This window comes from Devosia salina, assembly GCF_019504385.1.
Classification (GTDB): Bacteria; Pseudomonadota; Alphaproteobacteria; order Rhizobiales; family Devosiaceae; genus Devosia; species Devosia salina.
Map to the genome: position 1 here is coordinate 2,696,722 of NZ_CP080590.1, position 25,574 is coordinate 2,722,295.

Here is a 25,574-nt window from a genome sequence, read left to right on the forward strand (position 1 = left end):
ACTCATCCCCCTGGGGGGATACTTTGTAGACATGTCCGATCATGTCCATTCCACCCATCCCGATATCGTGAAGCGGCTCAAGCGTGCCGGCGGCCATCTCAACTCGGTCATCGCCATGATTGAGGCTGGCAAGCCATGCCTCGAGCTCGCGCATCAATTGCACGCGGTCGAAAAGGCCATCACCCAAGCCAAGAAGACCCTGATCCACGATCACCTCGACCATTGCCTCGAGGACGCCGTCGGCAGTCTATCCGCCGATGACCGTGCCACGATCGACCAGTTCCGCGACATTGCCCGGTATCTCTGATGCTCTCCGTTCTCGCCAACCGCACCTATCGTCACCTTTTCATGGCGCAGGTTATCGCCCTTGTTGGAACGGGTCTTGCGACCGTCGCCTTGGGCCTGCTCGCCTTCAGCCTCGCCGGCGATAACGCCGGTGCGGTCCTGGGTACGGCCCTTGCCATCAAGATGGTCGCCTATGTCGCCGTGGCGCCCATTGCATCTGCCTTTGCAGAACGAGTACCTCGTCGGGCCATGCTGGTTAGTCTCGACGTGGTGCGTGCGGGGGTCGCTCTGCTCCTGCCTTTCGTTACGGAAATCTGGCAGGTCTATGTGCTGATCTTCGTGCTGCAATCTGCCTCGGCTGCCTTCACGCCGACCTTCCAGGCCACTATTCCTGATGTCCTGCCTGACGAGAAGGACTATACGCGGGCCTTGTCGCTTTCGCGCCTGGCCTATGACCTCGAAAGCGTGGCCAGCCCCCTACTCGCCGCAGCGCTCCTGACGGTCATATCCTTCAACAGCCTCTTTGCCGGAACGGTCATCGGCTTCGTCGCCTCCGCCCTCTTGGTGGTCTCCGTGGTCTTGCCCAGTCCCAAGCCCCCCGCACCGCGCGGCATCTACGATCGTACCACGCGGGGCATGCGGATCTATCTTGGAACCCCCCGGCTGCGAGGCCTGCTAGCGCTCACTCTCGCCGTTTCTGCGGCCGGTGCGATGGTCATCGTGAACACAGTAGTTTTGGTGCAATCGCGCTTTGGCCTTGATCAGCAGGCGACCGCCATCGCCTTGGCTGCTTTCGGCTTAGGCTCAATGGTGGCCGCGCTCGCTTTGCCCAGGTTACTCGACCGCCACGCCGACCGGCCAGTCATGCTGATCGGCGCCAGCATGCTAGGTGCATGCATGCTGATTGGCAGTCTACTGCCAGGTTATTTGTTCTTGCTGGTCCTCTGGTTCATCACCGGCATTGGCTATTCGATCACTCAGACGCCATCGGGCCGCCTAATCAGGCGTTCCTCCAATCCTGAGGATCGCCCCAGCCTCTTCGCCGCTCAATTCGCCCTATCTCATGCGACTTGGCTGATTACGTATCCGCTTGCAGGCTGGCTTGGTGCCACTGCAGGAATGCCGACGGCCTTTTTCGTCATGGCGGCGATGGCCGGGCTTGGGTCGGTTGCCGCGCTGCGTCTGTGGCCTGCCGTGGACCCCGTCGAACTGGAGCATGAGCATCACAACCTCGCCGCTGATCACCAGCATCTTCAAGGTGCGCAGCATATTGGCGATGGCCATATCCATAAGCATGCTTTTGTCATCGACGATCAACACGTGATGTGGCCGGCCAAATAGGCGGAGCTGCCCTCCAAAGGGAGGAATGAATGCACAGTACGCCTTCTTCGCCGCGCTCACGTCTTGGGCAGGAGGTTTTTGCTGCTTCAGCGCGAGGGCTGGCGTCCAGGTATCTTGTAAGGGTCGACTCGCTGCCTGTCGCTCTCCACTACCACCTCGAGCGAGGGCCATGTCCAATCCCACGATTGACCCGTAATTGACCCCCGGGTGCCCTACGGGGGCAACTTCGGGCAACGTGCAGTTTGAGAAGAGAACGATATGACAATGGAAACAATGGATGCGGGGCTTCGGCGGGCGGTGCTCATTGTAGCTTTGCTCAACCTCGCCTATTTTGGCGTGGAGTTTGCGGTCGCCTTGTCCATCGGCTCGGTCTCTCTCTTTGCCGACAGCGTCGATTTCCTCGAGGACACCTCAGTTAATCTGCTGATCTTCTTTGCTCTGGCGTGGACCGCCACCACGCGCGCCAGGGTCGGTATGCTGCTTGCAGGCATCCTTCTCTTGCCCGCCATCGCGTTGCTCTGGTCCCTCTGGGGCAAGTTCACCAACCCTGTTCCGCCGGAGCCCATTACGCTATCGCTTACCGGTCTTGGCGCACTGGCGGTGAACCTCAGTTGCGCTTTTCTCCTGGCTCGCTTTCGACATCAGAGCGGTAGCCTAACTCGTGCGGCCTTCCTGTCAGCCCGCAACGACGCCATCGCCAATATCGCCATCGTAGTTGCCGGGCTGGTCACGGCGCTGGTCTGGCGCTCAGTGTGGCCCGATGTGGTCGTGGGACTGGCTATCGCAGCCATGAACATCGACGCCGCACGCGAAGTTTGGGAAGCAGCCCACGAGGAGCACCATGCCGCGAAGGCGTGAGGTCGTCATCTCCGCCATTATGCACCGTCGCATCCTCTATCGTCTTTCAGCTCAAAAGGTTTGAGCGGCGTATCGCACTACGCCTTCACCATTTTCTTTGTTCGCACGTTCATTGTAGTTATCCCTTATACGCCACAAGGATTGTACCAAGCCCGATCATCAAGATTCCAATCCAGTTAGGAGTTGAAAGCTTTTCACCCAAGAACAGCACTGCAAACAAGGCGACCAGAACAACGCTGAGCTTGTCGATGGGGGCAACCTGGGAAGCACTACCGACTTTAAGAGCCCTGAAATAGCAGATCCACGACAATCCGGTCGCTAGGCCTGACAGAACTAGAAACACCCACGTTCGTCCAGGTACAGTATCGGGTGCCTGCCAATGGCCGGTTGCAAAAAGGATGCCGGCCGCGGTTATCAGGATTACGACGGTTCGGATGAAGGTCGCGTAATCAGAATTTACGTTCTCAATCCCGACTTTTGCCAGAATCGCCGTAAGTGCAGCGAACACTGCGGAGAGCAGTGCCCAGAACTGCCAAGAAGACAAAGGTATTGCCATTGATGTGGTCCAGTCGGATAAAGTGCGGTTCACCGCGGTTGGCCCGGTTAAGTACGGAGCCTGCCGCAATCCTATAGGCTCTGCCAAACTGCTATTCGGCTCCGTCGGCGAAACAATTATGCGTGGTCTTCGTACTGCAAGCGCATCGCGGTCCGTTTGCCTAGATTAAATCTCTATTTCGTCGACGGTCGTATAACTTCTCGATCAGCCCACTTGGCTCGGACGGCGCTGAAGATCAAAAGGCACAGCAGCGCCCAAGCGGACCCGATCGACCAGCCCGCGACCACGTCGGTTGGAAAGTGGACCCCGAGATATATCCTGCTCAGTCCGACCAGGACGCTCAAAAAGGCGGCGGCCGAATAGAAGAACGTGGTGAGTTTCCGCGACGCGGAAATCTCCGCCAGAATGGCACCGAGCGTCAGATAGACGACCGCCGAGATGGTGGCATGGCCGCTCGGAAAACTGGCCGTGAAGACCTTAGCGACGCCCGTGAGCTCCGGTCTTGGACGGTCGAAGAGCGCCTTCAACAAGGTGCTGACGGTGGTTCCACCAAGAACGGACGCGGTCAGGAAAAGAGCGGTGCCGCGCTTCCCGATCAACGCTAGGAATGCGACGACGCCAACGACCAGAATGGTCAGGACAGAAAAGCTGCCTAGCGCTGTCACGTCGCGCGCGGCTTCCGGCACCCAGGACGGACCGACCGGCGTAGCGGGGTCCCCGGGCACGCGCAGCGCCAGCAGCACAGAATTATCGAAAGCGAGCGTCTCACCTTCGGAGACCTCATCGGCCACCATGCCGAACGCTCCCAGGAGCGCTGCGAGGATGCCAAGGGGAACGTAGTTCTTGAGTTTCATGCCTTCGATCCATGCGTGGCCGGAAAGTTTATCGTGACCGCCAATCCGGGATTGGCGCTCGACAGGGTAACCGACGCGCCGTGTAGATCTGCTATGGCCTTGACCATGCTCAACCCAAGTCCCGTGCCCTCCGTGCTGCGGCTCTTCTCAAGACGATAGAGCCGTCGAAACACCTTTTCGCTTTCGTCTTTGGGAATGCCAGGCCCATCGTCGACGATTCGCGCACTCACCGTGCCGTTCCGGCGATGGACATACATTTCGATCGCCGTTCCGCCCTTGGCGTGGCGGATGGCGTTTTCGATCAGGTTGGCGAATAGCTGTGTCAGGAGATCCTTGTCACCCCTGACAAACGCGACGTCTTGTCCCTCCGCTGAAAGCGAAAGAGACTGGCCGTTCTCGACCGCCACGTCCTCGTAGGCCTCGGCCAAGGTCGACAGAACCGAGGTGAGGGAGACCTCGGTGAACCTTTCGCGTCGGGCACCGGATTCGAGCTGCGCAATGCGCAGCAGCGCCTCGAATGTGGCATTGATCCGGCCGGCCTCGTTCTGGGCTTGGACCAATTCGGCAGAATTGCCTTCACCACTCTCTGCCATGTCGAGGGCACTTTCAATTATGATGGACAGGCGGTTCAACGGAGTTTTCAGGTCGTGCGCGATGTCTACGCTCACCTGCCGCATGCCCTCCACGAGGGCGCTCAGTCGCTCCAGGGCCGAATTGACCTGCCCGGACAGGACGTCGATGTCGTCACCGGATCCCCGGAGCGGTATGCGTGCCGTCAGTTCGCCTTGGCCGACGCGATCCATCGTGCCTCCGATGGCGTCCATCCGCTTTTTCACCGCGCCAGCCAGGAGAAGGCCGGCGGCCACCGCGATCGCGGTGGCGATGACACCGGCCCAAGCGAAGCTGGACAAAGCCAGCCCGCCTAGTTCGTCCGTCTCTTCGTAGCTCCAGGCTACCACCATGGTGTTGCCGGCGATCTCGCCCTTCAGCGCGCGATAGCGCACATCACCTTCGAGTCCGAACGCGGCGCCTGTGAGTGTCGACAAGCCAGGCTCTGTCCGCGCTACGGGTACGTTTCCGGCGAGCACCTGACCCGTCGCATCGGCCAGATAGAAGATCCGTTCATGATCATTCGTTGATGCCGAGTACGTCCGTAAGGTGCCCACAAGGTCCTCGAGATCGCCTTCCCCATATGAGCTGGCGATCATGTCAAAGCTCTCTGACAAAGTCAGATCGAGCCGGTCATGCAGATCGGTAGAGATGATCTGGTAGGCCAGAAAGCCCGCGATCAGAAACGTCGCGAAGAACAACCCACTGAAGATCAGCGCGAGCCGGAAGGCCGTGCTTCGAAGGGTTTCAGAGCGGAGCATGGATGCTGTAGCCGGTGCTTCGAACCGTATGAAGGAGCGGCACCTCGAAAGGTTTGTCTATTTTGGACCTGAGCCTGCTGATGTGGGTCTCGACCACGCTGGTCTTCGGGTCGAAGTGAAAATCCCAGACGCGCTCGAGCAGCATCGTGCGTGTGACGACGCGGCCTTCGTTCCGCATCAGTACCTCCAGAAGCGTGAACTCCCGTGGCTGCAGCTCGATCTTTTGCCCGGCACGCCTGACCGTCCGGCGCGCCAGGTCGAGTTCAAGGTCGGCCACCCTCAGCAACGTCTTTTCAGCCTGCACTGCGGGACGTCGTCCCAAGGCGTTCACCCGAGCCAACAGCTCCGAAAACGCGAATGGCTTGACGAGGTAGTCGTCGCCACCAGCCTCAAGTCCGTCCACGCGATCGTTCACGCCGCCGATGGAGGTGAGGAAGATCGCCGGCGTCTGCACTCCGGCTGCTCGTAGTGCTCGGACAAGCGAGAGGCCGTCAAGACCCGGCAACATGCGGTCAACAACAAGCACGTCATATGGAGTGTGCGTCGCATGCACCAGCGCGTCCCGTCCGTCCGCCAATGCTTCGGCGAGGTGTCCAGCCTCGGACAGACCCTTGACGACATACTCCGAGGTGCGCCGGTCGTCTTCGATGATGAGAATACGCATATGGTCCCTTCCGATGCGGTGCCGCCTGCTGGTCGGGCAGGCGGCAAGGCATCTCGTTCTTACCTGACCGGTTGGGCGCCGTCACGCGGGCCTCGCATAACCGTCATGTAGACCACGATACCGGCGATGACGGCGAGGAACATGGCACTGGTGACGATGGTCCCGAAGCCCATCCCACCGTAGTCGGTCGGCAGGGAGAGGAGGTCACCCAACGAGGCACCGAGGGGCCGGGTGAAGATATAGGCGAGCCAGAAAGCCAGGATGGCGTTCATCTTGAGCACGTAGTGCGCGAAAGCGATCGCCGCGATGACGGCGCCGAACAACGCTCCGGTCCCCAGGTAACCCACCCCCAAGGCCTCCGACACGTAATCCCCGGCAGCGGTCCCAAGCGCGAACGTGGCCAGGACCGCCAGCCAGTAGAAGACCTCACGACGCGTTGTCACGACGGTGTGGATAGAGAGTGTCTTCTCGCTGGCATACCAGGCCGCGAAAATGGCCGCCAGCACGACGGTGCAGGCTATGGTGGTGGTGGCGAGCGGAACGCCGAACGTGTCGATCAGGTTGTCGGTCAGGAGTGTACCGACCACGCTGACCATCACCACAGCGGACCAGTAGACCCATGGCACGTAACGCTTCTGCGCGAACTGCAGCGCTATCACTCCGACCAAAATGGCCGACATCAGGTAGGTCGTGTTCTGCAGGCCGAGGCCGAGGTTCAGCGAGAGAAAGTCCGCGGCTGTTTCGCCGACCGTGACCGCCATCAGCTTGATGAGCCAAAAGTCGACGGTGACCTCCGGGACACGGTTGGGCGAAACCGGCTGCTCATATGTGGACAACATTTTTTTCATCCTCGTCAGGTTGGGATATCACTTGCCCAAGATTGCGAGGGCTTGCACGAAGAAGTCGTCGGCACGCCTGTCGTCATCGGCGTTGCATCGCTCGATACCCTTGTTGGTCAGCTCGTCTAGCGTGGGCTTGTCGGCTGCGCTCACGGTCGTAGCCGCGGTGCTTGCACGCACGTCCGCCAGGAGGTCCTCGCAGGGAAGCGGGCGACCATGGGCGTCGGTGACGGCCGTAACCGGACCCACGGCCTGGACGGCAACCGCCGAAGGATCGTTCAGGGCGGCGATCAGCGCGGTGACCGCCTGGGTTGCTGCGTCAGGACTGGGAGCGGAGACGCGAAGGGATGCTATGGCGGAGTCGGCAGCCCCGTCGATCACACTCCATTTCTCCGCGTTCAAGGCACGCAACTTGGTCGCCTCCGCATCCCAGGCGCTTTCAAAGTCGGTGATGCGGGAAGTGGCTGCAGTCATGTCGCCTGTGGCAACCAAAGCTAGTGTATCGGCCGCAATCGTCCGTAGAGGTGACAGGTCCCCGAGCTCGGCCGCCTGGGCGGCATAGGTCGGGGTAAGCAGCCAGGGCGAGGCCGCGATGGGAGCAGAGAGAAAGGCAAGGGCGACGAGTAGCTTGTGCATGGGAACCTCCATTGACGTTGCTGCGATCCAGCAGCTTGGAGACATTGCCCGCCCGGTATTACGCGCTTCTGGCACCCAGCATACGGATTGGTAATAAACAGAGCCCGGCCCTTGTTTTCAGGCATCCCTGAACAAAGGGCGGCCCTACTCAGGCCGCCCTTGAATCGGGGAAGTTCAGTCGGCGGTTTCGGCGCCCCCCTTGTCCTTGTTCACGTCTACACGGACCGGAGCGAAGCCGGCGACCGCGAGCTCGAAGGTCATGACCTTGGCGCTCTGGGTGGAGTGATAGATGCCGTTTGGGTTGTCGCGGAAGTGGCCGGCCATGGCTCCGTCGTCGAGATGGACGCGTGCCTCCCCAGACGCGGGCACCGTAAACCCTGGCAGGGGCTTGAAATAAGTCTCGGTTGCGCCGCTGTCGGCATCCTTTACCGTCAGATAGAGGCTGAAGTCCTTGATCTCCGCTGCGGTGCTGTTGGTCACCAGGAGTTCGAGGTGGTCAGGGGCGTCCTTCTTGGCGGCGTAATCATAGTTGTTCTCGACCAGCGCCTCTTTGATGGCGAACGGGGCAGGAGCACCCGTCTGGGGCGTCGGATCCGCGAGGGACACTGGCGCCGTATCCTGCAGGTCATCGATACCGTCACCATCCGTGTCGGGATTCATCGGGTCGGTCCCGAGCAGGACTTCGGAGGCGTCCGGGATGCCGTCGCCGTCGGTGTCGACCCCGGCGGCGTAGGCGCCGTGCGAGAGCATGAGGGCGGTGACCAGAGCAAGTGCAGAGACGGCAAGGGTGTTGGCGCGTTTCATTGTTCTATTCCTTTGAGAGACGGTTGGGGTCGAGGCGGCGCGCGAACAGGAGCAGGCCGAGCGCCAGGGCGATCGCCAGAAGCCAGACGAGATCGCTGGTTTTCTCGGCGAGGATCGGCATCAGGGGTTGGCCCGCATAGGTGTCCTTGATGCCGAGTACGGCGAAGCTCAACCGCTCGAAATGCTTGGTGGGCGATGCCACCTCGATCCCGTTGCGGATGGTTTCGTACGTAGAAAAGGATTGGAGGATCTCGAGCTGCTGCGGCTTGGCGATCTGCAACTGCTTGAAGACGCCGCCAGCGACCTGATTGTCCGGGTCGAGCGTGTCACCGATCTGTGGAGCGATCAGCACGAAGCCGAGCCAAACAGTGAAGGCGAGGAGAAGCGCGTTGGGCAGCTTCTTGGCCCACAGCGCCGTCACGAAACCGAGCAGAAAGAACGCGAGCGCATAAAGGCCCGCCGCCGACATGACGCTCGCAAGCCGCACGATGTCCTCGGGGTTTAGCGTGACGCCCGAAATCAGGATCACCGCGGCGCCGGCCACGACGAAGGCCAGGACGAGGCCCGCGGAGATGATCGCCGTTCCCGCGAGAACCTTGCCGGCTAGAAACTGCCACTGGGCGATCGGGCGGGTTACGATCAGCGCCAGCGTCTGCCGTCCGCGTTCGCTGGCCGCGGCGCGGTATCCGATCAGGATGCCGATGATGGCGCCGATGATCTCGACGTGTTCGACGAAGCCCCGCAGGAGCTTGAGCGGGTAGAAGGCCGGGTCCGGTATGGTGGAAGCGTCCTTGCCCAGGGCAATAAGGCCTGCCTTTGCCTCGACATAGGTTGCCACGTCTCCCTTTAGGGCGATCGCTGCGACCGCGAGTGCGACCAGGGAGGCGAGCAACAGGAAAGCCGTCATCAGGATGACGAAGCGGTCCTTCACCGCGTCGCGGATATCCTTGCCTGCGATCGTCAACACGGGTTGGACGAGGTCATGCATCATAGTCTCCTTTGGTCATGTCCATGCGCGCGACGGCGGCCACCGCGGCCCCGCCGAGGGCCGTCACCGCGATCAAGAGCGAGGCAAGCGGCGGGATAGCGGAGCGATCGATGAAGGTAGGCGGCATGAAGTCGAGCAGCTGGGCGGAGACCAGTCGGTAGGCCTCTGCGAGGGAAAAGGGTCCGAGCGCCCATCCAGTGAGCTGGAAGAAGGTCGACGCCGGTGCGTCGGCAAGTGCCGAAACCGGGTTCAAGGCGGCGACCGGATTGATGTTGGAGGTGATCTGCGGCAGCACGAATGTGACGGTGAGCCAGACGGTGACGGGGATCAGCAGCCCCACGGTTTCCGATTTGGCGGAAGCCCCGAACCACATGCCGAGAAAGCCGAAAACAAGCAGGTAGAGCGCCGAGGTCCCGTAGAAGCCCCCAAGCCTGGCCCATCCGCCGGCATCCAGATGGAACTCCGGGAGAACCAGGAATGTTGCGGTGTTGATGGCTGCGGCGAAGAGCACGAGGGCGGCTATGGCGACAACCAACGCGAGCGCCTTGGCCACCCCCAGATCGACGGACCGCAGCGGTCGGGTTCCCAGGAGGGGCATCGTCCCCGCCTTCCTGTCGCCGGCGACCAGCTGGTGCCCTACGACGATCGCGGCAAGGGCCCCGATCAGGGACACATAGGTGGCCATGTTTCGCAACAAAGCCAGCGGCGAGGTGTCGAGGACAGGGTTGGACGGGATCGGCTGACCCTGTGCGGCCATGTATTCGGCGGAGCGAAGGTAGATCGCGTTGACGGTGGACGTCGCCGACCAACCCAAATATGCCGCGACTACCACGAGCACGAGGAAGAGCAGTGCCAGCAGCGCGACGGTACGTTCGCGGGCGATGGTCGCCAGCGAATGCGCCGCAAGCAATCTGATGGGAGCGTTTGCTAGGGTGGTGCCCATCATGCCGCCCCTTTGACCTGTACCGGCGTGACCGACAGGTAGAGTTCCTCGAGGGAGCTTTCGCTGCCGTATCGCTGGGTGACCTTGTCGATGGTGTCGCGGAACACGAGTTCGCCCTGGTTGAGCACGCCGATGCTGGTGCAGGTGCGGGATATCTCGCTGATCAGGTGCGTGTTCATGAAGATCGTGGTGCCGAACTCGCGGTTGAGGCGGATGATCAGGTCACGCAGCGTCTTGATGCCCATCGGGTCGAGGCCCGAGGTCGGCTCATCGAGGAAGAGCACATCGGGACGATGCAGTATCGCCTGGGCGAGACCGATGCGCTGGCGCAGCCCCTTGGAAAAGGAGCCGACGAGGCGTGGAGCCAGGTCGCGGCATTCGAGGAAGTCGAGGGTCTCGTCGATACGACGCTCTGGGTTCTCGACGCCTGAAAGCCGTGCGAAGAACAGCAGGTTGGCCCGGGCGGTCATCGTGTCGTACAACCGGACGTTCTCGGGCACGTAGCCGATGTGGCGACGCGCCTGGAGGCTCTGTTCTGTGACGGACTTGCCGCAGACGAGCGCGGTCCCCGAGGTGGGCTTGAGCAACGTCGTCAGCATATGAATGGTGGTGGTCTTCCCCGCGCCATTGTGCCCGAGGAAGCCGAACACCTCCCCGCGCTCGACGGTAAGCGTCAGGTCCTTGACCGCGGCGCGGTCGCCGTACCGCTTGGTCAACTGTCTGGTTTCGACGACAAAGGTGTTCATTTCGGCTCCTGACGATCGGTTGCTTGGCGAACCGGCTCTGCGGGTTCGTCCAGGAACTTGTCAGGAGTAGTTTTCCCCCACCTGTCGGGGGTCTTACCGATCCGTAAGGTAGCCGGCCTCGCACCTTACGGATCGGTAAGACCTGGGACATGAGGCCGTATTGACGCCCGATCATAAGGAGTGTGTCGAAAAAGAACCTCACCGGACAAAAACGATGAAACGAACCGGCCTCATCGGTGCAGCCCTTGCCGCCACCGCAATCACTTTATTCTCGATCGCAGGTAGTTCGGCCAATCCCGCTACCGTGCTGCCGGTCCCGAGCTATGTCGAAGCGACCTTCGTTGCGCCATCCCCCTTCGCCCCGTCCGATCTGGTCCTCGCGATATCGGACTTGGTGGACGTCGAGCGCATGATCAGGGAAACCGATGCCGAAGAACGCGCAAGGCACCAAACCGTGGTTACGATACCTGCATTGCAGAACTGGGTGGGATAACCTGGAACCAGTATCAAGAGTCAGCATCGACCCCACGAAAAGGAGAGACCCAATGAACAGTATCGTGAAGTTGGCGGGGCTAGCGGTCATTGCCTCGTCGTTGGCCACCACGGCCTTTGCCTACGAGGACCAGTGGCAGCCCTCGAACAAGACCTTGTCGGCGTACGTCGCCGAAGGCTATGTGCTGTCGCTGCCCGTCGTGTTGCACCTGTCGCCATTCGACCGCGTGCAATACCGCTACTACCTGACCAAGGGCCAAGCCATTGCCCAATGCACCGAGGACGTCACGACGCGCAAAGCGGTGATCGTGGACAAGGTATTAGCATGCGCCGATTTGGTGGCGCCGTTCCAAAAATAAGTGGGCGATCGCCGGTGCCGCTCCCTGCTGGGGAGCAGCGTCGAACGTTGCTAGCGGTTCCTGCTCGACCGGACCGTCCGCAGCCGCTTTACCGAAGGATGCCCCACCTGGCATACGGATATCGTGCCATCGGTCTCGAGCACCGCGGACGCTACGTCGCCGATCGTGGCGACGCCGTGCTCGCGCAAAGCCGACTGCATCTCGGCCGCGCTGATCCTCTCCTTACGCAGGTTCCCCTCTAGCAAGCGGCCGTTCTCGACCAGCAGGGTCGGGCTGCCTTCCAGGAAGTGCCTCAACCGGTCGTCATTGGACACCAATCGGTTCAGCGCGAGGATAACCGCGGCGCCCAAGAGGCCGCCGACGACGCTGGTGTCCGGACCGATCATCGCATTCTGCACGACGTTGGAAATCAGCAGGAGGGCCACGAGGTCGAACGGAGTGAACTGCCCAAGCACCCGCTTGCCGGATATCCTCAATAAACCGAGGACGACCACGAACACGACAGCGACCCGCAGCGCCGTGAAGATGACGATCGCCGGGCTTCCTACCGCCTGCCAAAGCTGCGCTTGCACCGAGTCGACCCAACTCAATTTCGGTCCCGAACTTGTTCCGATGCAGCTGGTGGCCGAATGATGTCATCTTGCGTCCCATCGTTCTCCACGGCCAAGCCTCCGCCTGCTTCCTCCTCGTCCGACGCAAAACCTCGGAACCGCCGGTAGAGCACAACCAAGAATCGCAGTATTCGCCCCCGTGCTCGGTGCACCCCCCATACCGCCAGCGACAAAACCACAGCACCGACGACCAGCTCGATTTCCGTCCGGGGGTCGATACGATTAAGCGAACTCAGGCCGAACCCGGCGAACGCTGCGGGTAGCAGATGTGCCGGAGCCCATAACAGGGCCGATCCGATGTTGGCGGCGTAGAACGGCAGCGGCTTCATCCCACTGGTCCCGGCGACAACTGGCACAATCGCTCGGACCCCGGGAAGGAAGCGGGCAATGACGATGCCCGTCCAGCCGTACTTGGCGAAGAAGACTTCACCCACCGCAAGGATGTCCGGGCGCGTGGAGAACGGCCAGACAACAGAGATCCTGCTGCGTTGCGAATGCCCGATCCAATACGAGAGCCCGTCGCCGAGCACCGCGCCCGCCGTTGCGGCAAACAACAGGGGCCAGATTGGCAGGTAGCCGAGGCCCGCTGCCGTGCCGAGCGCCAAGATTAGCGCTGTTCCAGGAATGAACGCGCCCACGACGACCAGGGATTCCGAGCCGGCAGCAAGGAAGGTGACAAGGATGGCGAGCGTCGGGTTCTGCTCAAGAAAGACGACAATGGACTGAAACGTAGCTTGCACGGTACCTCACTTATTCGGTGCCGCTAACGAATAGGCCATCTACGGCTACAAGCCTATGCCGAATTGAAGCAAAGAGACCTCGGCTGGCGCACCAGACCGAGGTCCCCCGGTTTGCTGTTGGTGGGCAGATTACTGGGCTTCGTTGCCTTCGGCGCCCTCATTGGCCTCGCCGTTCTCGCCACCCTGTTCGCCGTCCTCGGTCTGGCCGCCAGTTTCATCGTCGGCCTGCTCGGCCGGAGCGGCTGCAACGGCGCCGGTCACGGCATCGACCATCGCTTCGGTTTCAGTTCCGTCGGTTCCGATCAGGCTTACGTCGTAGATGGGCTTGCCGTTGACGACATCGAGGGACACTTCAACCACCTTGCCGCCGAACTGGGCCTCAGCAGCAGCCGAGGCCTCAGCCACCGTCAGCTTGACGTCGGCCATCGCCTGGACTTCGGCCTTGTCGGCAGCAGTGTGGTTCTCGGCCATCGCCGGCACGATGGAAGTGGCGCCCACGATGCCCGCGAGCAGGGTTGCAGCAAGTGCGATGCGCTTATTCATTTTGGCTTCTCCATGTGAAGGGAGCAACTGCGCTTCCCTTTCGAAGCGAAATTAGGTGCGTGCCGTTGCGGCCACCTGTCTGCAAACTTACGGTTTCGACAAGCTTGTGGCCGGCAGCCAAGTTTGGGACGCAGAATTGATGCAATCTGACCTTCTGATCGGGAATACTGGCCACCGCAATTATGCCCGTCGTTGAGCGGGCCAAGAGCCGCAGTCTATCGCAGCACCCGCAGCACCTCGAAAAGGCTGGCCTGGTTGTTGGTCGACGGCGAACGGAGCGTTTACCCTTGGTCGAGGATTCGGTAGTCCAGGTGGTGACCGCGTTGCGTGCTCTTGCTGAGCACAACGTCGCCTGCGGTGGTTACCTGGGTCCGAACCTCCTTCGACGCGCCCGCTGACTTGGAGGCGATCAGCTCAGTGGAGCTGCTGGAGCGCATGCGGATCGACAGCGTGACCTTGCTGGACGTGGGGCCTCCTGGCGGGTTCGCTGCCGGCCATCTTCCATGTGCTGTCAACATCACGCTGGCCGAGCTTGAGGATAGGCAGACAGATGTTCCATTCGACCGCGAAGTGGTTGCTTACTGCCGCGGGCGGTACCGCATGCTCAGCGTCGACGCGGTCCGTGTGCTGCAGAAGCAGGGCTACCGCGCTCGTCGACTGCAAGAAGGGCTACCAGAATGGCGGGCCGCAGGTCTACCTGTCATGCAGTCAGGTCCTTGAACACCACGCACTCACGCCCTGGGCCGCCGCAGCAGACCGCATCGCACTGGGCTACGAAGCGCTGAAGGCTGCGCTCGAGTGCCTTGAGTTCCTTAAGCTTGGCCTGCACCTCTCCCAAGTGGAGACGGGCGATGTCGCCGACCTCGCGGCAGTCCTTGTCCGAGCTGACCGACAGGCCAGCCAGCAGCCGCACCTGCTCTATGCTGAAGCCGAAGTCCCGGCAGCGCCGGATGAAGGTGAGTCGCTCCAGATCGTCGGCGCCATAGACGCGCTGACCGCTCTCTGTGCGATCGGCGGCGGGGAGCAGGCCGATCTCTTCATAGTATCGGATCGTTGGCGTGGTGACGCCAGCCGCCTTGGCCAGCTTACCGATGTTGAACATCAACGACCTCGTTTATGCGCTTGCCCTTCAAGCTACTTGAAGAAATATGGTCTCGTCCATCTCAGTTGAGAGGAGATGGAATATGATCATTGAAGACGCATGCTGCCCGTCCTGCGCGGCATCCGCAGCCCAGGATCAGACCGACTTGGCAATTGCCTGCACCTTGAGCTCGGGCAACTTCGAGGAGAGGGTCGCCAGCATGCGCAACCTCGCATCTCGGCACCTGCTGTCCAGCCGCCGTGAGATGCTGACCCTGCACTTGACCTATGCCGCGGCGGCGTTGCCCGAGGTCGAGGACTTGGTGGCGAAGGAATCGGATTGCTGCACGTTCCTCGATTTCAACCTGCACGCGGGTGAAACCGTGGAACTGACAATAACGGCTCCACAAGGCGCTGCGGCGGCGGCCGATGAGCTTTTCGCCCACTTCGCGCCCGAACTGGCGAGGTCGGCGACATGAAGGTGAAGAACGCCGTAAGGGGTGCTGCCGCAACGGGCGGTCTCGCCTTCGCCGCCTGCGCCGTCTGCTGCGCTCCGCTGATCGCAGCTCCGGTGCTCGGGTTGTTGGCGGCAGGGGGAATCGGCCTGGCTGTGGCAGGGCAGATAGGCTTCGCCCTTCTGCTGGCCGTGGGCTTGGGCGGCTTCGTCTGGCACCGCGCTCGCCAACGGAAGCAGACTGCTGCGAGCTCCTGCGGTTGCAGTCCTACAAGCAGCTGCAAGACCAGCGACTTGTCAGCGAGCAGCTGATACATCCCGCCGAAGAGGAAAACCGCCATGCCCATATACGCGACCACAGCCCTGATCTACGCGGGCGCCGCCCTGGCCGAAATCGTCGGCTGTTTCTCGTTTTGGGCATGGCTGCGCCAAGGCCAGTCGCTGCTGTGGCTGGTAGTGGGAATCCCATCGCTGATCGCCTTCGCCTGGCTCCTGACGTTGGCTCCTTCGGAGCATGCGGGCCGCGCCTATGCTGCGTATGGCGGTGTCTATATCGTAGGGTCGCTGCTCTGGCTTTGGTTGGCCGAAGGGCATGTGCCCGACCGGTGGGACTTGGGTGGAGGTGCACTGGCCTTGGTGGCTGCGGCGGTCATCCTGTTCGCGCCAAGGGGCTAGGTAGCTGAGGCTGCCAACTGCCCGGCTGCAGCCACTGGCGAGTTGACTGGTCAGATGACCGGCCGCTCATTGATGACCTGGCTCACCTGCGACAGGTGCGAGATCAGCCAGTGGGTCTCGGGGCAGATGTAACCAGCGAGGGTGAGGGCGGTCTGGTAGCGTGCCTGAGGACGCTGGTCGAAGATTGCGTAGTGATGCATGACGTCGTTACGAAGGATGCGGATTTCGTCCAGCATGAGGTGAATCCCTGCACGATCGACATTGCTCGGTGCATGGGGGAACGAGAAGCGGATGCCGTTCGCCCAGAGTTGCTTGTCGTATGCTGTGGTCATCAAGTGTTGCCAGAATCCGAAGGTGAGACTCGCCACCAGATGGTTGGCGGTGGTGATGTGCCTTCGCCGCCTGCGTTCCCTTGCGACGGTCTCGGCCAGCTCCTCCTTCATGCGCTGCGGCAGAAGGTTTTCGAATTTCGGGTTGCTGAACCATTCCGTTCCGAACCGCTTTTGCACCGGGATGACGACGGCGTTTCGTATTGCCACCTCGACGGTCTGCAGGGGAAAGTACAGGGCTTGGCAGATGTGGCCGTTCCAAACGTACAGCCTGAACGCCAAGTGCTTGTCGCCGTTGGCGGCAACCAGGTATCGTCCCAGCCTTGCTGGGGACAGCGTCCTCTCGACCGCATCATATGTCGCCGGCACGCACGAGAATTGGTATTGCAACCTTGGCCCCGTTCAACTATTCCTACCGCATGCGCTGCGGATTTGATCACTGCGCCTCGCGTATATCTGCTGCAGACAGGATTAGGAAGGCGGGCCTCCGGGCGCCGCCTTCAGCCTTTTTAGGGGGGGCCGACTCGCGTCACGCGACCTCAACCTCAGTTCGTCTCAGCTCAGAGAGGTGCGTTCGTGGGGTGCAATCCGACAGCGCATGCGCCGTTGGAGTCGACCGGCGGCTGACCAACACCAGGGTTGAAGGCATATCGCTTCTCGCAGACGTCGACCGCTGGCGGCGTCAGTATCTTGTCGAACAGGTCCGGCCTATCCTCAGGTTGCGCCAGAAGGCGGCGGTATGGGGCTGGCGGCGTGAGGCAAGGTTTCCCTCTGTCAGTTGTAACGGCAGGAACTGCAGCGGTGCCGCCGCGTAGGCTCTCGCGAACCTTGGCGCGGAGTTCTTTTTGTGCCGTCGTCCGTCATCTCGTAACAGCCCACCTACTTGCAGTCGCCGTGGCTCCAACAGATAGCTGCCGCTACGCCCTTAGGCTTGGCCGAACCTGTTCGGGAAGGCCACGTTGAACGACAGGAAGTAGCTCGACTTTTGGTCCATCAGGGCAGGCGTGACGTCGTAGAAGCCTTCCGGCGATGGTATTCTCCTTCCTGAATCTTGGGCCCAAGCGTGCCTGACCATTGCAGATCGGATAGGTTTTGAGCAGTGCGAGCTGGGCCGGTGTTAGTGCGGGTCTAGATCTTAAGCTGGGAATTCCGCTTGAAGACTCTGATCATCGTCGGCTCGGTCGGCGGGAACCCGATCGCCCATTTGATCCAGTACGCCCTTCGGCAACGGGAATTGTGGCGACTGTTGCCGATGAACTGGCTGCAGCCGACAATGACGACAGCAGCGATCACGACCGCGGCTGTGTAAAGGAGGTGAGCGAGCCTCGAGCTTGTTCCTCGAAACCTTTAGAGGCCGCTATGCATTTCTCCTGCGACCAAACTGATATCGGCGGTCATGAAAAAACGACTTCTGGACGCGGGAATTTAATCATTGGCTGTCCGCTGGCGTTGAGCGGTGGCTGACCTCGCGATTTCACCGAGGGCGCATGTATGGACAACCTGTGGCTCATCATCGGGCTTTCCCTCCTGCCGGGCCTCGGAAATCTTGCCGGCGGCATAGTGGCCGAGCTCGTGCGGACCACGCCGAGGCTGCTCAACATTACCCTGCACGCGGCTTCGGGTATCGTCATCGGTGTCGTCGCGATCGAGCTGATGCCGGAAGCGCTCGAGAACCTCGCTGGGTGGTGGATTGCCGCATCGTTTGCGGCAGGTGGCGCGGCCTATATCGGCACTGAAATGCTGATCGAGCGCATCTCATCCGCACGCAGCGGCGGCAGTTCGATGTGGATGATCTACGTCGCCGTCGCGATCGACCTCTCCGGTGATGGACTGATGATCGGCACTGGCTCGGCGGTCGCCATCTCCCTTGCGATCGTTCTTGCCGCCGGACAGACACTCGCTGACTTTCCGGAGGGCTACTCCGTCGTCGCGAACTTACGGGAGAAGGGGATTCCGCGCAGTCGGCGCATCGCCGTCGCTATCTCTTTTCCGCTCTACTGCCTCGGTATGGCGCTGATTGCTTGGTTCCTGCTGCGGGACGCGCCGGACGCGGCCAAATACGTCGCGCTGAGCTTTGTCGCCGGATTGCTCACGGTCGCGGCAGTCGAGGACATGCTCGAGGAGGCCCATGAAGCGAAGGCCGACTCGCGCAGTTCGACGTTCGCCTTCGTCGGGGGCTTCGCGCTCTTTGCTCTTGTCTCTGCCGGCCTCGAGACGGCTCTGGGCCAGGAAGCGGCACGTGAGACTGGTTCCGCGGTACAGCTCGTCGAAGAGAACATCCATCATGCCGCATGATCACGGCCACACCCACATTGATCATAAGTCCGGCGATCGCCGGGTGTCCGTCGCGATCTGGGCGAATGGCCTCCTTACCGTGGCCCAGATCGTCGGTGGTATCCTCGCCGGCAGTCTCGCTCTAATCGCGGATGCGCTTCACAATTTCTCCGACATGGCCTCGCTGGTCATCGCCTTCGCCGCACGCAAGATCGCGCGGAGGCCGGCGGACGAAAGGATGACTTTCGGTTACGGCCGGATCGAGATCGTCGCCGCGTTGATCAACTACACCACCCTGATCCTCGTGGGCTTCTATCTGATCTACGAGGGCGGCATGCGGATGATCGATCCTCCCGAGGTGCAGGGCTGGCTGGTTGTCATGCTAGGGGGTGTTGCGTTGGCGGTGGACACGCTGACGGCGCTGCTTACCTACTCGATGCAGAAGGGCAGCGTTAACATCCGTGCTCTTTTCCTGCACAACCTGTCGGACGCGCTCGCTTCGGTCGCTGTGATCGTTGGTGGCGCGTTGATTATCCTTTACGATCTGCGCTGGGTTGATCCTGCCATTACGATCGGCATTGCCCTCTACATCCTGTATCTGGCTTTCACGGAGATCGGCGGCCCGATCCGGACACTGATGTTGGGCAGCCCGCCCGATATCGACAACGACGCTGTCGTGAACGCGGTTCGTGAGGTCGACGGAGTAGCCGACATCCATCACGCTCACCTCTGGCAAATGGAAGAACATGCCGCTGCACTCGATACGCACGTTGTCGTCGAGGAGAAGGCCTGGGGGCGTCTCGAAGAGATCAAGCGGGCGATCAAGCGCGTACTTGAGGAGAAGTTCGAGATCACTCACTCGACACTCGAGTTCGAGCGTGAGGATCAGGCCCATCGAAACGCCAGCCTCTATGGCCATGGCGCGAACCGGAAAGAGGAGAAGGAAAACGTTCAGGGAGACGATGGGCCAGGATGATGCCCTGATCGGACTGGTGTGCGAGGGCAAGCATCCGCCCGGACGGGGGGAGTATCCGGTGCACGTCGATGCCGACGACCCATTCGCCAGGTTTGACCCTACCGGGCAGACAGCCGAGCGATGCGAGGGCAATCGAAGTGACCGGGCTCTGATCGATGTCAGGTGGGGCATGGCGCCGTAGCCCCACGCAAGCGGCAATCCGCTGCAAGTACGACAACTCTGCCTGGACCTTAAGCACCCACCAGATGTTCCCACAGGATCACGGAGCCGATAGCAAACAAAACTAGTCCGGCGATCACCTCGGCAATCTTCCCGAAACGACTTCCGATGACGTTTCCAAGGCTCATGCCGATGACGGCAAACACGAAGGTCGTTATCCCGACGCCAAGGCTGACGGCAAGGATGCCTCTGAGATCCAGATCGATGAACGCTAGCGACAGCCCTACGGCCATGGCATCAACGCTGGTGCCAAGCGCCGTGACTATTAGGATCAACAGCGAGGCCTTCTTTGGCGCCGCTTCCCCGGGTTCGTCAGGCCTAAAAGGGCCGTAGATCATGTGCAGACCCACAGCGGCCAGCAGAGCGAAGGCCAACCAGTGATCGAAACTCGCTACCCAACCGGCGGCGGCGATACCAGCCAGCCAGCCGAGGAGTGGGGTGATGGCTTCGACGATACCGAACACCAGCCCCGTGCGGAGCGCTTCGGTCAAGCGACCGCGGGTTTCTGTGGCACCGCGGCCAACAGCAACGGCGAAAGCATCGACGGACATACTTGCTGAGAGCAGCAAGACAGCAACGGGGGACATGACAGATTCCAGAATTGACCGGGTTTCCGCGACACCCGCCGCGGGTTCGAAACGGTCTCGCCTGACCGATCCATCGACTGACAGCACCATGCCCGTTGGGCAATCGTGTTGACACTGTCCTACTAGGTAGTGGCTACTCCCCGAGGTCAGACTACCTACTGAGGTTTTCACAAAAGGTCAACCGAATCAACGAGTTGACAATGGTTGTAGGAAGCATTTGCAACAACCCAGAAGTTTTTCTAGCCCGCCGCAAAGCGAGCGGATAGAGGCCGATCATGATCAATGTCGTGAGGTTGATGAGGGCGCCAACCGTTTCTGCCCGGGCATAGCCGAAGGTTCGCCTCTCGTTTGCGGCCCGCTGGGCAATGCGCCAGGCGATGTAGGAGACCAGCACCGAGCCGGCATCCGAGAGATTGTTCACGGCGTCCGCGATCAGGGCGAGTGAGCCGGCGATAACCCCACCCACAACCCGGCCAAGGCGATGCCGAGGTTAAGCGCCAGCGCGTTCAGCAGCCGGCGGCCCTGTCCCGGGCTGCGGTCGGTTGCGGATTCGGGCGAATGCGACATGCAGAACCTCCTTGACTGGCTGCACCGCAAATCCTCTAGTCGCTAGAGGGGAAAGCCCATTGTCGCAGCCGCGTTTGAGGCGTTGCCCTGTTCCCGCTGGAGTGTCAGGCTGGGATGATGAAGAACCTGATCGTTGCACTCCTCGCGAGCGGAGCGGCGTCCATTTCGGTCGCTGCCGAATTGCCTGTATCGGTGATCGACGGCGTGGTGGTCGAGGAAGCCTGGGCCAGCACGCAGCCGAACGGCGTCGAGATCTACCTCGTCATCAACAACCGTACCACCAGCGGGGTCGGGCCCATAAGCATAGAAGTGCCACGCGCATCGCTCACGGGGGTGATCAGATCGGACGGAGGGACCTTCGAGCCGACCTTGCCACCGCATGCGGAACTGTACATGCAGCCGGGGGGCGTACGCATCGAAGCGCTGGGACTATCAGTGGGTGCGGCCGTGTCAGTGACCGTTTCCATCGGCGAGTCTGAAGTCACGGTGGATGCCGAGGTCTTAGGGGCCGATGAGCTTCCACCTGATCACCACGATTACGATCACGGCTGATCGAGATGTTGAAGTAGGTTCTTCACCACGACCTTTGAGTCTCTATCGGCACCGAGGATCAGGGCCGATGCCCGATTCCGCTGCCATGGACGGCCAAGGAACTGCAGCCCCGGCTTGCCCGCTGGCACTTCTATCCAGCTGTCGTCGTTCCGATAGCCGACCGCCCAGATCACCGACGCGACGTCGGCACGGCTGCCGTCCGCGAAGATGGCAGTACGATCCGATGCGTCCACAAGGCGAGAGCGGATGTTCACGCCTTGACCGCGCAGGGCGGCCAAGCTGCGCCCGCGGTCCGGAAAGGGATCGGTGGCCATCATTATCCTGCCGATGGGCGATCGAGATGAGACAGACAGCAGCCCCACCCGATCCATCAGCATCCAGGTGCTGATACCGAGCACACGCTGCGGGAACAAGCGACGGGGCTTGCCGGTAGCGAGCAGCACGTCATGGGTGGCCGCCAGCTCGACAGCGATGTCCCGGCCCGACGCGCCGTCGCCGACCACCAACACTGGGCCCGTTCCGATGCTCTGCGGCGATCGATAGGTGGATACTGTGAGCTGGGCGACGTTGGACCCGAACCGCGACGCCACCTCTGGGATGATCGCCTGCTGGAAACCGCCCGTGCAGACCAGGACGGCTTGGCTGCGCACAGTGGCGCCGTTGCCCAGCTCGGCGACGAACGCGCCGGCATTGTCGCACTCCAATCGAACCACCCGGGTTCCGCTCATCAGCGGGAGACGATTCGTTTCGGCGTAGGACTGGAGGTAGTCGGCGAACTCGAGTCGTCCTGCATAGGCTTCGGGGTCGCCATAAAGCGGCAGGCCTGGCAGCGAGCTCAGGCGCCGCGGCGTGAACAGGGTCAGGCTATGATAGCGGTGTCGCCAGCTGTCGCCTACTTTGGCAGACGCATCGACCACCGGGTGCGACACGCCAGCCTGTGCGAGACGGTAGGAAGCGGCCAAACCGGCTTGGCCGCCCCCGACGATCAGGACGTCGATCTGCTCCGTCATTGCGTAGCTTCGACCTCGCTCGCGACCAGATCGGCAAGGGCTTGCGGATCGGTGCTCGCTGGCGCCTTGCCGTTGACAAAGAAGGTGGGCGTCTGCTGCACGCCGAGGCGCTCCACATCGGCCATGTCGGCATTGAGCACACCGGTCATGCCGGGGCGCATGACATCCTGCCGGGCCAGTTCGACATCGAGTCCGGCTTCGCCAGCGATCTTCCAGGCAAGGTCGAGGTTCGGGTCACCATGCACCGCCCATTCCGGCTGTCGCGCGAGCAGGGCTTCCAGCACAGGAATGAATTTGTCCTGCAGTCTCGCTGCCTCAAGGATCTTCACGGCAGTGTCCGACCCCTGGTGGAAGGGTGCGTAGCGCAGCACCAGTCTTACCTGGTCCGGGTGGCGGTCCATGATCTGCTTGATGATCGGGTAGAAGGCCCGACACGCCTCGCAGCTGGGGTCGAAGAACTCTGTGATGGTCACCGGCGCATCGGTGGGGCCGATCACCGGCGAGTGGGGTCGGACGTATCCGGCTTCCTCGATTGTCGCCACGACGGGCGATGCATTTGGTGTGGGCGCGGGCCGGTAGAGCCAGGCGGCCAGTCCGAAGGCGACGATGGCGACAACGGCGACCGCGACGACGGTCAGGCGCTTGTTCATGAACGTGTTCTCGCGAGGGGCAGGAGCAGGAGGACGATGCCGGAGAAGGCGGCAGTCGATAGGTACGGGATTGGGATGCCCAACACGAGCATGCCGGTGCTCGAGCAGGATGGACCGGTTGTTTGGCACGGGACGATAGGAGGCGGCAGCAGCCCCGCATATTGGAGCGAATGATAAGCTGCGATGGTCAGCCCGATCGTCCCTAGCGGCAAGGCGTAACGCCATGCACTGGGGTCACCACGGTAGGCGGCAGTGCCGAGGATCGCCACCAGCGGGAACATGGCGATGCGCTGGTACCAGCAAAGGGTGCATGGTATCTGGCCCATGACCTCGCCAATGAACAAGGCGCCCAAGGTCGCTGCTATGGCGACCAGCCAAGCCAGCGTGATCATCGTCCAGGGTCGTGCGTTCTTCGGCATGGGCTCCCCTCTGCGTTCCGCCTCTGCCTACGACCTCCAGCCGCTAGAGGAGCAAGGAAGAAAATGTCGCAGCCTGGGTGCCCCATCACAGGCCGGAAACAAGATGATCAGGTTTGATCGCCTGCCGAATGGAGGGTCCTTGTTGGGTGTTTAAGTTGCCAGGTCTCGATGAGGAACAATGCGGCAGCGCTGGCCGAATGGATCGCTAATCGGGCGATGCGGCGGTCAATTGATCGGCGCGCACCGCGCTCCCTGCCATGTGCATCGCCCCCATGGGTTCGTAATGCACCGATGCCTTGGATCGTGGAGTTGAGCCCGCCAAGGATGGTGCGAACATCGGTCGCGATGCTGTCGGGGACCCCGGCCTTGGCTGGATCGAGCCCGAGCGGCTCGCGTACGGCCTTGTAGAGGCCTTGGATGTCCTTCTGCGCCGGCAGGGGGAGGCTAAGTTCCACCAGGATGGAGCGGCAGACGCTTTCCAGGATCGAGCATGCGGCGGTGACCGCGTCCTCGGGATCGGTATCGGAATTGGCAAGTGCGCGTTCGATGTCGTGGTTCACGGTGTCGAAGTCGATCACCGCCACGGTGGACGCCAGAGCGTCCATCACCGCAGCCGACTGCCCCGATGGTACCAGTCGCGCCTTGCCGCCGACGACCTGCAGCTCGAGACCGTCGTAGCGCAGTCGACGACAGCTTGCTGGCGCTCCGGCTCGTCGAGGAAATCCCGTGGATCGGCGGCCCTCTCGGCAATGGTGCGGAGGATGGTCTGGTCCTCGGAACGGTTAGCTCGCTCAAGGGCTTCGGCCAGTGTCGGGAGCCTTGAGCCGTTGCCGACCCGCATGCTCACGTTGCACCCACGCATGAAGCTGTCGAGCTGCGTGCCGCTGCGGTAGATACCAACACGGTCTTGCCCGTTGCCTCCTGAGATTACCTGGACCAGGGCATCGATGGTCTGGGGCGAGAAGTGGATGTGCATCAGTTCACCCTCGTGTAGGTTTCGCCGTCGATCACCCGCTGCACCTGCTCCTTGTTGAGAGCGCCGATGCGCTCGGCGATCACCTCGGCAGAGTGCTCGTCGGCAAGACGCCGAATGCTCCGGACCTGCTCGACGGACAGCCGACCATCGCGTCCGCAGATCTGGGCCACCGCCCATTCGTCGTCCTTCCACTTCTCGGAAACCCAGGGCGCGGGCGGTCCGCGACGAGGGTTATCGCGCAACCATCGCTCAAGCAGAACATCTCGTTCATCCGGCGTCGGCACCACGCGTGGCGTCAACAACCCATGCTCCCGAAGGTACTTGAGGCCCGAATTCCCGCCCGGGATCATGTTCAGCCGGCGCTCGTCATGCCAGTGCGCCCGCACGAGGTATTCTTCAGTGTTGTACAGCACCTCCAGGTCGTCGGTGATCCCAATGACCTTATGGTGGACATAGGTGATGCGCCCGGCCTCCATCTCCTCTCGAAACTTTCGGTGGAACAGCTGCGGACTGCCGGTTTCGATCTGTCGCTTGTGCTCTGACCAGCGCTTCTGCCAGCTCCGCGTGGTTACGCCGACGTAGAAGTAGCCGTCGACTGGATAGGACGCGCCGTTGCCGAAGATGTGCTGATAGAGCACGAAGGACTTCTTCACCCAGTTCTTTGGGGCGAGCAGCATCCGGGCCGGGGCCGAAAAAAGAAGCGAAGGGGTCTGCAGTCCCGGGATGTATGGCGACGGATCGAGGCTCTGACCAGACATAATCCGTTCGGCGGTCACCTTGGCCGCAGCCAGATGGGCAGGGTCCGTCACGACGTCGACCTGAATCGACGGCTCGATGGCAAGCTCGTTCTCCGCGAGCGGCCTGCCAGACCCGAAATGATCCGGTCCGATCGTACGGTGTCCGATCCGCGCCTTCATCTGCGGCGCGATGTACATCGGGCGATCACCCAGTGCGATGAGCTGTACCACGGGGATCGGCTGGCCCGGCTTGACCCTGATCACGCCACGCTCCGTTATGGCGCTGCCGAGCCAGTGCCCGCCGTATGGCGTTCGAGACCATTCGTTAAGGAGCCTCTCCACTTCCTTTAGCTTGCGATGCACGGGCTTGGGCGTCAGGTGTTCCCACCATTCGGCATTGATCTTCACCATGACTTCGCCCCCAGCGCCTTGGAGGATTG

General features: G+C 61.7%; 36 protein-coding genes. 12 read left to right on the top strand and 24 right to left on the bottom strand.

The window, feature by feature from the left end; all coding sequences use genetic code 11:
- Positions 1-31: 31 nt before the first annotated feature.
- The 3 genes from K1X15_RS13085 (at position 32) to K1X15_RS13095 (ending at position 2,484) form a co-directional block, all read left to right on the top strand.
- The gene (locus K1X15_RS13085; protein ID WP_220304064.1) at positions 32-307 is read left to right on the top strand and encodes a metal-sensing transcriptional repressor; all 276 of its coding nucleotides are present in this window, start codon (positions 32-34) and stop codon (positions 305-307) included.
- On the top strand, positions 307-1,626 hold the full coding sequence (locus K1X15_RS13090) for an MFS transporter (RefSeq protein WP_220304065.1): 1,320 nt from the start codon (positions 307-309) through the stop codon (positions 1,624-1,626). Before K1X15_RS13085 ends, K1X15_RS13090 begins: the two co-directional genes overlap by 1 nt.
- A gap of 273 nt (positions 1,627-1,899) precedes the next feature.
- Positions 1,900-2,484 (top strand): cation efflux transmembrane domain-containing protein, encoded by a 585-nt coding sequence (locus tag K1X15_RS13095; RefSeq protein ID WP_220307542.1) that lies wholly within the window; start codon positions 1,900-1,902, stop codon positions 2,482-2,484.
- Between the two features lie 118 nt (positions 2,485-2,602).
- Here the strand turns inward: K1X15_RS13095 and K1X15_RS13100 are convergent, their stop codons facing one another.
- The 10 genes from K1X15_RS13100 to K1X15_RS13145 form a co-directional block, all read right to left on the bottom strand.
- A complete protein-coding gene (locus K1X15_RS13100) occupies positions 2,603-3,040 on the bottom strand; it encodes an EamA family transporter (protein WP_220304066.1) in 438 nt (145 codons plus the stop codon).
- Between the two features lie 173 nt (positions 3,041-3,213).
- A complete protein-coding gene (locus K1X15_RS13105) occupies positions 3,214-3,894 on the bottom strand; it encodes a phosphatase PAP2 family protein (RefSeq protein WP_220304067.1) in 681 nt (226 codons plus the stop codon).
- Positions 3,891-5,264: a HAMP domain-containing sensor histidine kinase gene (locus tag K1X15_RS13110; protein WP_220304068.1), complete on the bottom strand. Its 1,374-nt coding sequence runs from the start codon at positions 5,262-5,264 to the stop codon at positions 3,891-3,893. The genes K1X15_RS13105 and K1X15_RS13110 overlap by 4 nt, the downstream gene beginning before the upstream one ends.
- On the bottom strand, positions 5,251-5,928 hold the full coding sequence (locus tag K1X15_RS13115) for a winged helix-turn-helix domain-containing protein (RefSeq protein ID WP_220304069.1): 678 nt from the start codon (positions 5,926-5,928) through the stop codon (positions 5,251-5,253). Before K1X15_RS13115 ends, K1X15_RS13110 begins: the two co-directional genes overlap by 14 nt.
- A gap of 59 nt (positions 5,929-5,987) precedes the next feature.
- Positions 5,988-6,767 (bottom strand): COG4705 family protein, encoded by a 780-nt coding sequence (locus K1X15_RS13120; RefSeq protein ID WP_220304070.1) that lies wholly within the window; start codon positions 6,765-6,767, stop codon positions 5,988-5,990.
- Between the two features lie 27 nt (positions 6,768-6,794).
- A complete protein-coding gene (locus K1X15_RS21305; RefSeq protein ID WP_240549490.1) occupies positions 6,795-7,403 on the bottom strand; it encodes a hypothetical protein in 609 nt (202 codons plus the stop codon).
- A 174-nt stretch (positions 7,404-7,577) separates the two neighbouring features.
- Entirely contained in the window at positions 7,578-8,207 is a 630-nt protein-coding gene (locus K1X15_RS13130) for a thrombospondin type 3 repeat-containing protein (RefSeq protein WP_220304071.1), read from the bottom strand.
- A gap of 4 nt (positions 8,208-8,211) precedes the next feature.
- Positions 8,212-9,195 (bottom strand): ABC transporter permease subunit, encoded by a 984-nt coding sequence (locus tag K1X15_RS13135; protein ID WP_220304072.1) that lies wholly within the window; start codon positions 9,193-9,195, stop codon positions 8,212-8,214.
- Positions 9,188-10,141 (bottom strand): ABC transporter permease, encoded by a 954-nt coding sequence (locus K1X15_RS13140; RefSeq protein WP_220304073.1) that lies wholly within the window; start codon positions 10,139-10,141, stop codon positions 9,188-9,190. The genes K1X15_RS13135 and K1X15_RS13140 overlap by 8 nt, the downstream gene beginning before the upstream one ends.
- On the bottom strand, positions 10,138-10,884 hold the full coding sequence (locus K1X15_RS13145) for an ABC transporter ATP-binding protein (RefSeq protein WP_220304074.1): 747 nt from the start codon (positions 10,882-10,884) through the stop codon (positions 10,138-10,140). Before K1X15_RS13145 ends, K1X15_RS13140 begins: the two co-directional genes overlap by 4 nt.
- A 214-nt stretch (positions 10,885-11,098) precedes the next feature.
- On the opposite strand from K1X15_RS13145, the gene K1X15_RS13150 reads away from it, so the two are divergent.
- Together K1X15_RS13150 and K1X15_RS13155 are read left to right on the top strand one after the other, a co-directional pair.
- Positions 11,099-11,377 (top strand): hypothetical protein, encoded by a 279-nt coding sequence (locus K1X15_RS13150; RefSeq protein WP_220304075.1) that lies wholly within the window; start codon positions 11,099-11,101, stop codon positions 11,375-11,377.
- 52 nt (positions 11,378-11,429) lie between these two features.
- Positions 11,430-11,735, top strand: coding sequence for a hypothetical protein (locus K1X15_RS13155; RefSeq protein WP_220304076.1), 306 nt, complete (start codon positions 11,430-11,432; stop codon positions 11,733-11,735).
- A gap of 50 nt (positions 11,736-11,785) precedes the next feature.
- On the opposite strand, the gene K1X15_RS13160 is transcribed toward K1X15_RS13155, so the two are convergent.
- The 3 genes from K1X15_RS13160 to K1X15_RS13170 all read right to left on the bottom strand — a co-directional run bounded on the left by K1X15_RS13160 (position 11,786) and on the right by K1X15_RS13170 (position 13,629).
- The gene (locus K1X15_RS13160; RefSeq protein ID WP_220304077.1) at positions 11,786-12,325 is read right to left on the bottom strand and encodes a DUF421 domain-containing protein; all 540 of its coding nucleotides are present in this window, start codon (positions 12,323-12,325) and stop codon (positions 11,786-11,788) included.
- On the bottom strand, positions 12,322-13,086 hold the full coding sequence (locus K1X15_RS13165; protein WP_220304078.1) for a DedA family protein: 765 nt from the start codon (positions 13,084-13,086) through the stop codon (positions 12,322-12,324). The genes K1X15_RS13160 and K1X15_RS13165 overlap by 4 nt, the downstream gene beginning before the upstream one ends.
- A gap of 129 nt (positions 13,087-13,215) precedes the next feature.
- Positions 13,216-13,629, bottom strand: a complete 414-nt coding sequence (locus tag K1X15_RS13170; RefSeq protein ID WP_220304079.1) for a PepSY domain-containing protein — start codon at positions 13,627-13,629, stop codon at positions 13,216-13,218.
- Positions 13,630-14,046: 417 nt separating this feature from the next.
- Here K1X15_RS13170 and K1X15_RS21635 point away from each other — a divergent pair, with 417 nt between their 5' ends.
- On the top strand, positions 14,047-14,349 hold the full coding sequence (locus K1X15_RS21635; protein ID WP_220304080.1) for a rhodanese-like domain-containing protein: 303 nt from the start codon (positions 14,047-14,049) through the stop codon (positions 14,347-14,349).
- Here K1X15_RS21635 and K1X15_RS13180 read toward each other — a convergent pair.
- Positions 14,330-14,731, bottom strand: coding sequence for a MerR family transcriptional regulator (locus K1X15_RS13180; RefSeq protein WP_220304081.1), 402 nt, complete (start codon positions 14,729-14,731; stop codon positions 14,330-14,332). The two genes, K1X15_RS21635 and K1X15_RS13180, sit on opposite strands and share 20 nt — an antisense overlap.
- 82 nt (positions 14,732-14,813) lie before the next feature.
- Here K1X15_RS13180 and K1X15_RS13185 point away from each other — a divergent pair, with 82 nt between their 5' ends.
- The gene (locus K1X15_RS13185) at positions 14,814-15,188 is read left to right on the top strand and encodes a hypothetical protein (protein ID WP_220304082.1); all 375 of its coding nucleotides are present in this window, start codon (positions 14,814-14,816) and stop codon (positions 15,186-15,188) included.
- A 314-nt stretch (positions 15,189-15,502) separates the two neighbouring features.
- Entirely contained in the window at positions 15,503-15,838 is a 336-nt protein-coding gene (locus K1X15_RS13190) for a YnfA family protein (RefSeq protein WP_220304083.1), read from the top strand.
- A gap of 50 nt (positions 15,839-15,888) precedes the next feature.
- Here the strand turns inward: K1X15_RS13190 and K1X15_RS13195 are convergent, their stop codons facing one another.
- On the bottom strand, positions 15,889-16,557 hold the full coding sequence (locus tag K1X15_RS13195; protein WP_220304084.1) for a hypothetical protein: 669 nt from the start codon (positions 16,555-16,557) through the stop codon (positions 15,889-15,891).
- Between the two features lie 763 nt (positions 16,558-17,320).
- Between K1X15_RS13195 and K1X15_RS13200 the strand changes: the two genes are divergently transcribed.
- The 3 genes from K1X15_RS13200 (at position 17,321) to K1X15_RS13210 (ending at position 19,417) form a co-directional block, all read left to right on the top strand.
- The gene (locus K1X15_RS13200; protein WP_220304085.1) at positions 17,321-17,476 is read left to right on the top strand and encodes a hypothetical protein; all 156 of its coding nucleotides are present in this window, start codon (positions 17,321-17,323) and stop codon (positions 17,474-17,476) included.
- A gap of 182 nt (positions 17,477-17,658) precedes the next feature.
- Entirely contained in the window at positions 17,659-18,462 is an 804-nt protein-coding gene (locus K1X15_RS13205) for a ZIP family metal transporter (protein ID WP_220304086.1), read from the top strand.
- Positions 18,452-19,417 (top strand): cation diffusion facilitator family transporter, encoded by a 966-nt coding sequence (locus tag K1X15_RS13210; protein WP_220304087.1) that lies wholly within the window; start codon positions 18,452-18,454, stop codon positions 19,415-19,417. The genes K1X15_RS13205 and K1X15_RS13210 overlap by 11 nt, the downstream gene beginning before the upstream one ends.
- Before the next feature lie 230 nt (positions 19,418-19,647).
- Here K1X15_RS13210 and K1X15_RS13215 read toward each other — a convergent pair whose 3' ends face one another.
- The 3 genes from K1X15_RS13215 to K1X15_RS21450 all read right to left on the bottom strand — a co-directional run bounded on the left by K1X15_RS13215 (position 19,648) and on the right by K1X15_RS21450 (position 20,790).
- Complete coding sequence (locus tag K1X15_RS13215) at positions 19,648-20,223, bottom strand: manganese efflux pump MntP (protein ID WP_220304088.1); 576 nt, start codon at positions 20,221-20,223, stop codon at positions 19,648-19,650.
- A gap of 151 nt (positions 20,224-20,374) precedes the next feature.
- The gene (locus K1X15_RS13220) at positions 20,375-20,644 is read right to left on the bottom strand and encodes a cation efflux transmembrane domain-containing protein (protein ID WP_240549491.1); all 270 of its coding nucleotides are present in this window, start codon (positions 20,642-20,644) and stop codon (positions 20,375-20,377) included.
- A gap of 11 nt (positions 20,645-20,655) precedes the next feature.
- Complete coding sequence (locus tag K1X15_RS21450; RefSeq protein WP_276315265.1) at positions 20,656-20,790, bottom strand: hypothetical protein; 135 nt, start codon at positions 20,788-20,790, stop codon at positions 20,656-20,658.
- A 114-nt stretch (positions 20,791-20,904) separates the two neighbouring features.
- Here K1X15_RS21450 and K1X15_RS13225 point away from each other — a divergent pair, with 114 nt between their 5' ends.
- Positions 20,905-21,342: a copper chaperone PCu(A)C gene (locus tag K1X15_RS13225; RefSeq protein WP_220304090.1), complete on the top strand. Its 438-nt coding sequence runs from the start codon at positions 20,905-20,907 to the stop codon at positions 21,340-21,342.
- Here K1X15_RS13225 and K1X15_RS13230 read toward each other — a convergent pair.
- The 6 genes from K1X15_RS13230 to K1X15_RS13255 all read right to left on the bottom strand — a co-directional run bounded on the left by K1X15_RS13230 (position 21,333) and on the right by K1X15_RS13255 (position 25,545).
- Positions 21,333-22,352 carry a flavin-containing monooxygenase gene (locus K1X15_RS13230; RefSeq protein WP_220304091.1) on the bottom strand — a complete coding sequence of 340 codons (1,020 nt, stop codon included), beginning with the start codon at positions 22,350-22,352 and terminating at the stop codon, positions 21,333-21,335. The two genes, K1X15_RS13225 and K1X15_RS13230, sit on opposite strands and share 10 nt — an antisense overlap.
- On the bottom strand, positions 22,349-23,002 hold the full coding sequence (locus K1X15_RS13235) for a DsbA family protein (protein WP_220304092.1): 654 nt from the start codon (positions 23,000-23,002) through the stop codon (positions 22,349-22,351). The genes K1X15_RS13230 and K1X15_RS13235 overlap by 4 nt, the downstream gene beginning before the upstream one ends.
- On the bottom strand, positions 22,999-23,421 hold the full coding sequence (locus tag K1X15_RS13240) for a disulfide bond formation protein B (RefSeq protein ID WP_220304093.1): 423 nt from the start codon (positions 23,419-23,421) through the stop codon (positions 22,999-23,001). Before K1X15_RS13240 ends, K1X15_RS13235 begins: the two co-directional genes overlap by 4 nt.
- 107 nt (positions 23,422-23,528) lie before the next feature.
- Positions 23,529-24,026, bottom strand: a complete 498-nt coding sequence (locus tag K1X15_RS13245; protein ID WP_220304094.1) for an abortive infection family protein — start codon at positions 24,024-24,026, stop codon at positions 23,529-23,531.
- Entirely contained in the window at positions 24,026-24,397 is a 372-nt protein-coding gene (locus K1X15_RS13250; RefSeq protein ID WP_220304095.1) for a hypothetical protein, read from the bottom strand. Before K1X15_RS13250 ends, K1X15_RS13245 begins: the two co-directional genes overlap by 1 nt.
- Entirely contained in the window at positions 24,397-25,545 is a 1,149-nt protein-coding gene (locus tag K1X15_RS13255) for a GIY-YIG nuclease family protein (RefSeq protein WP_220304096.1), read from the bottom strand. The genes K1X15_RS13250 and K1X15_RS13255 overlap by 1 nt, the downstream gene beginning before the upstream one ends.
- Between the last annotated feature and the right edge of the window lie 29 nt (positions 25,546-25,574).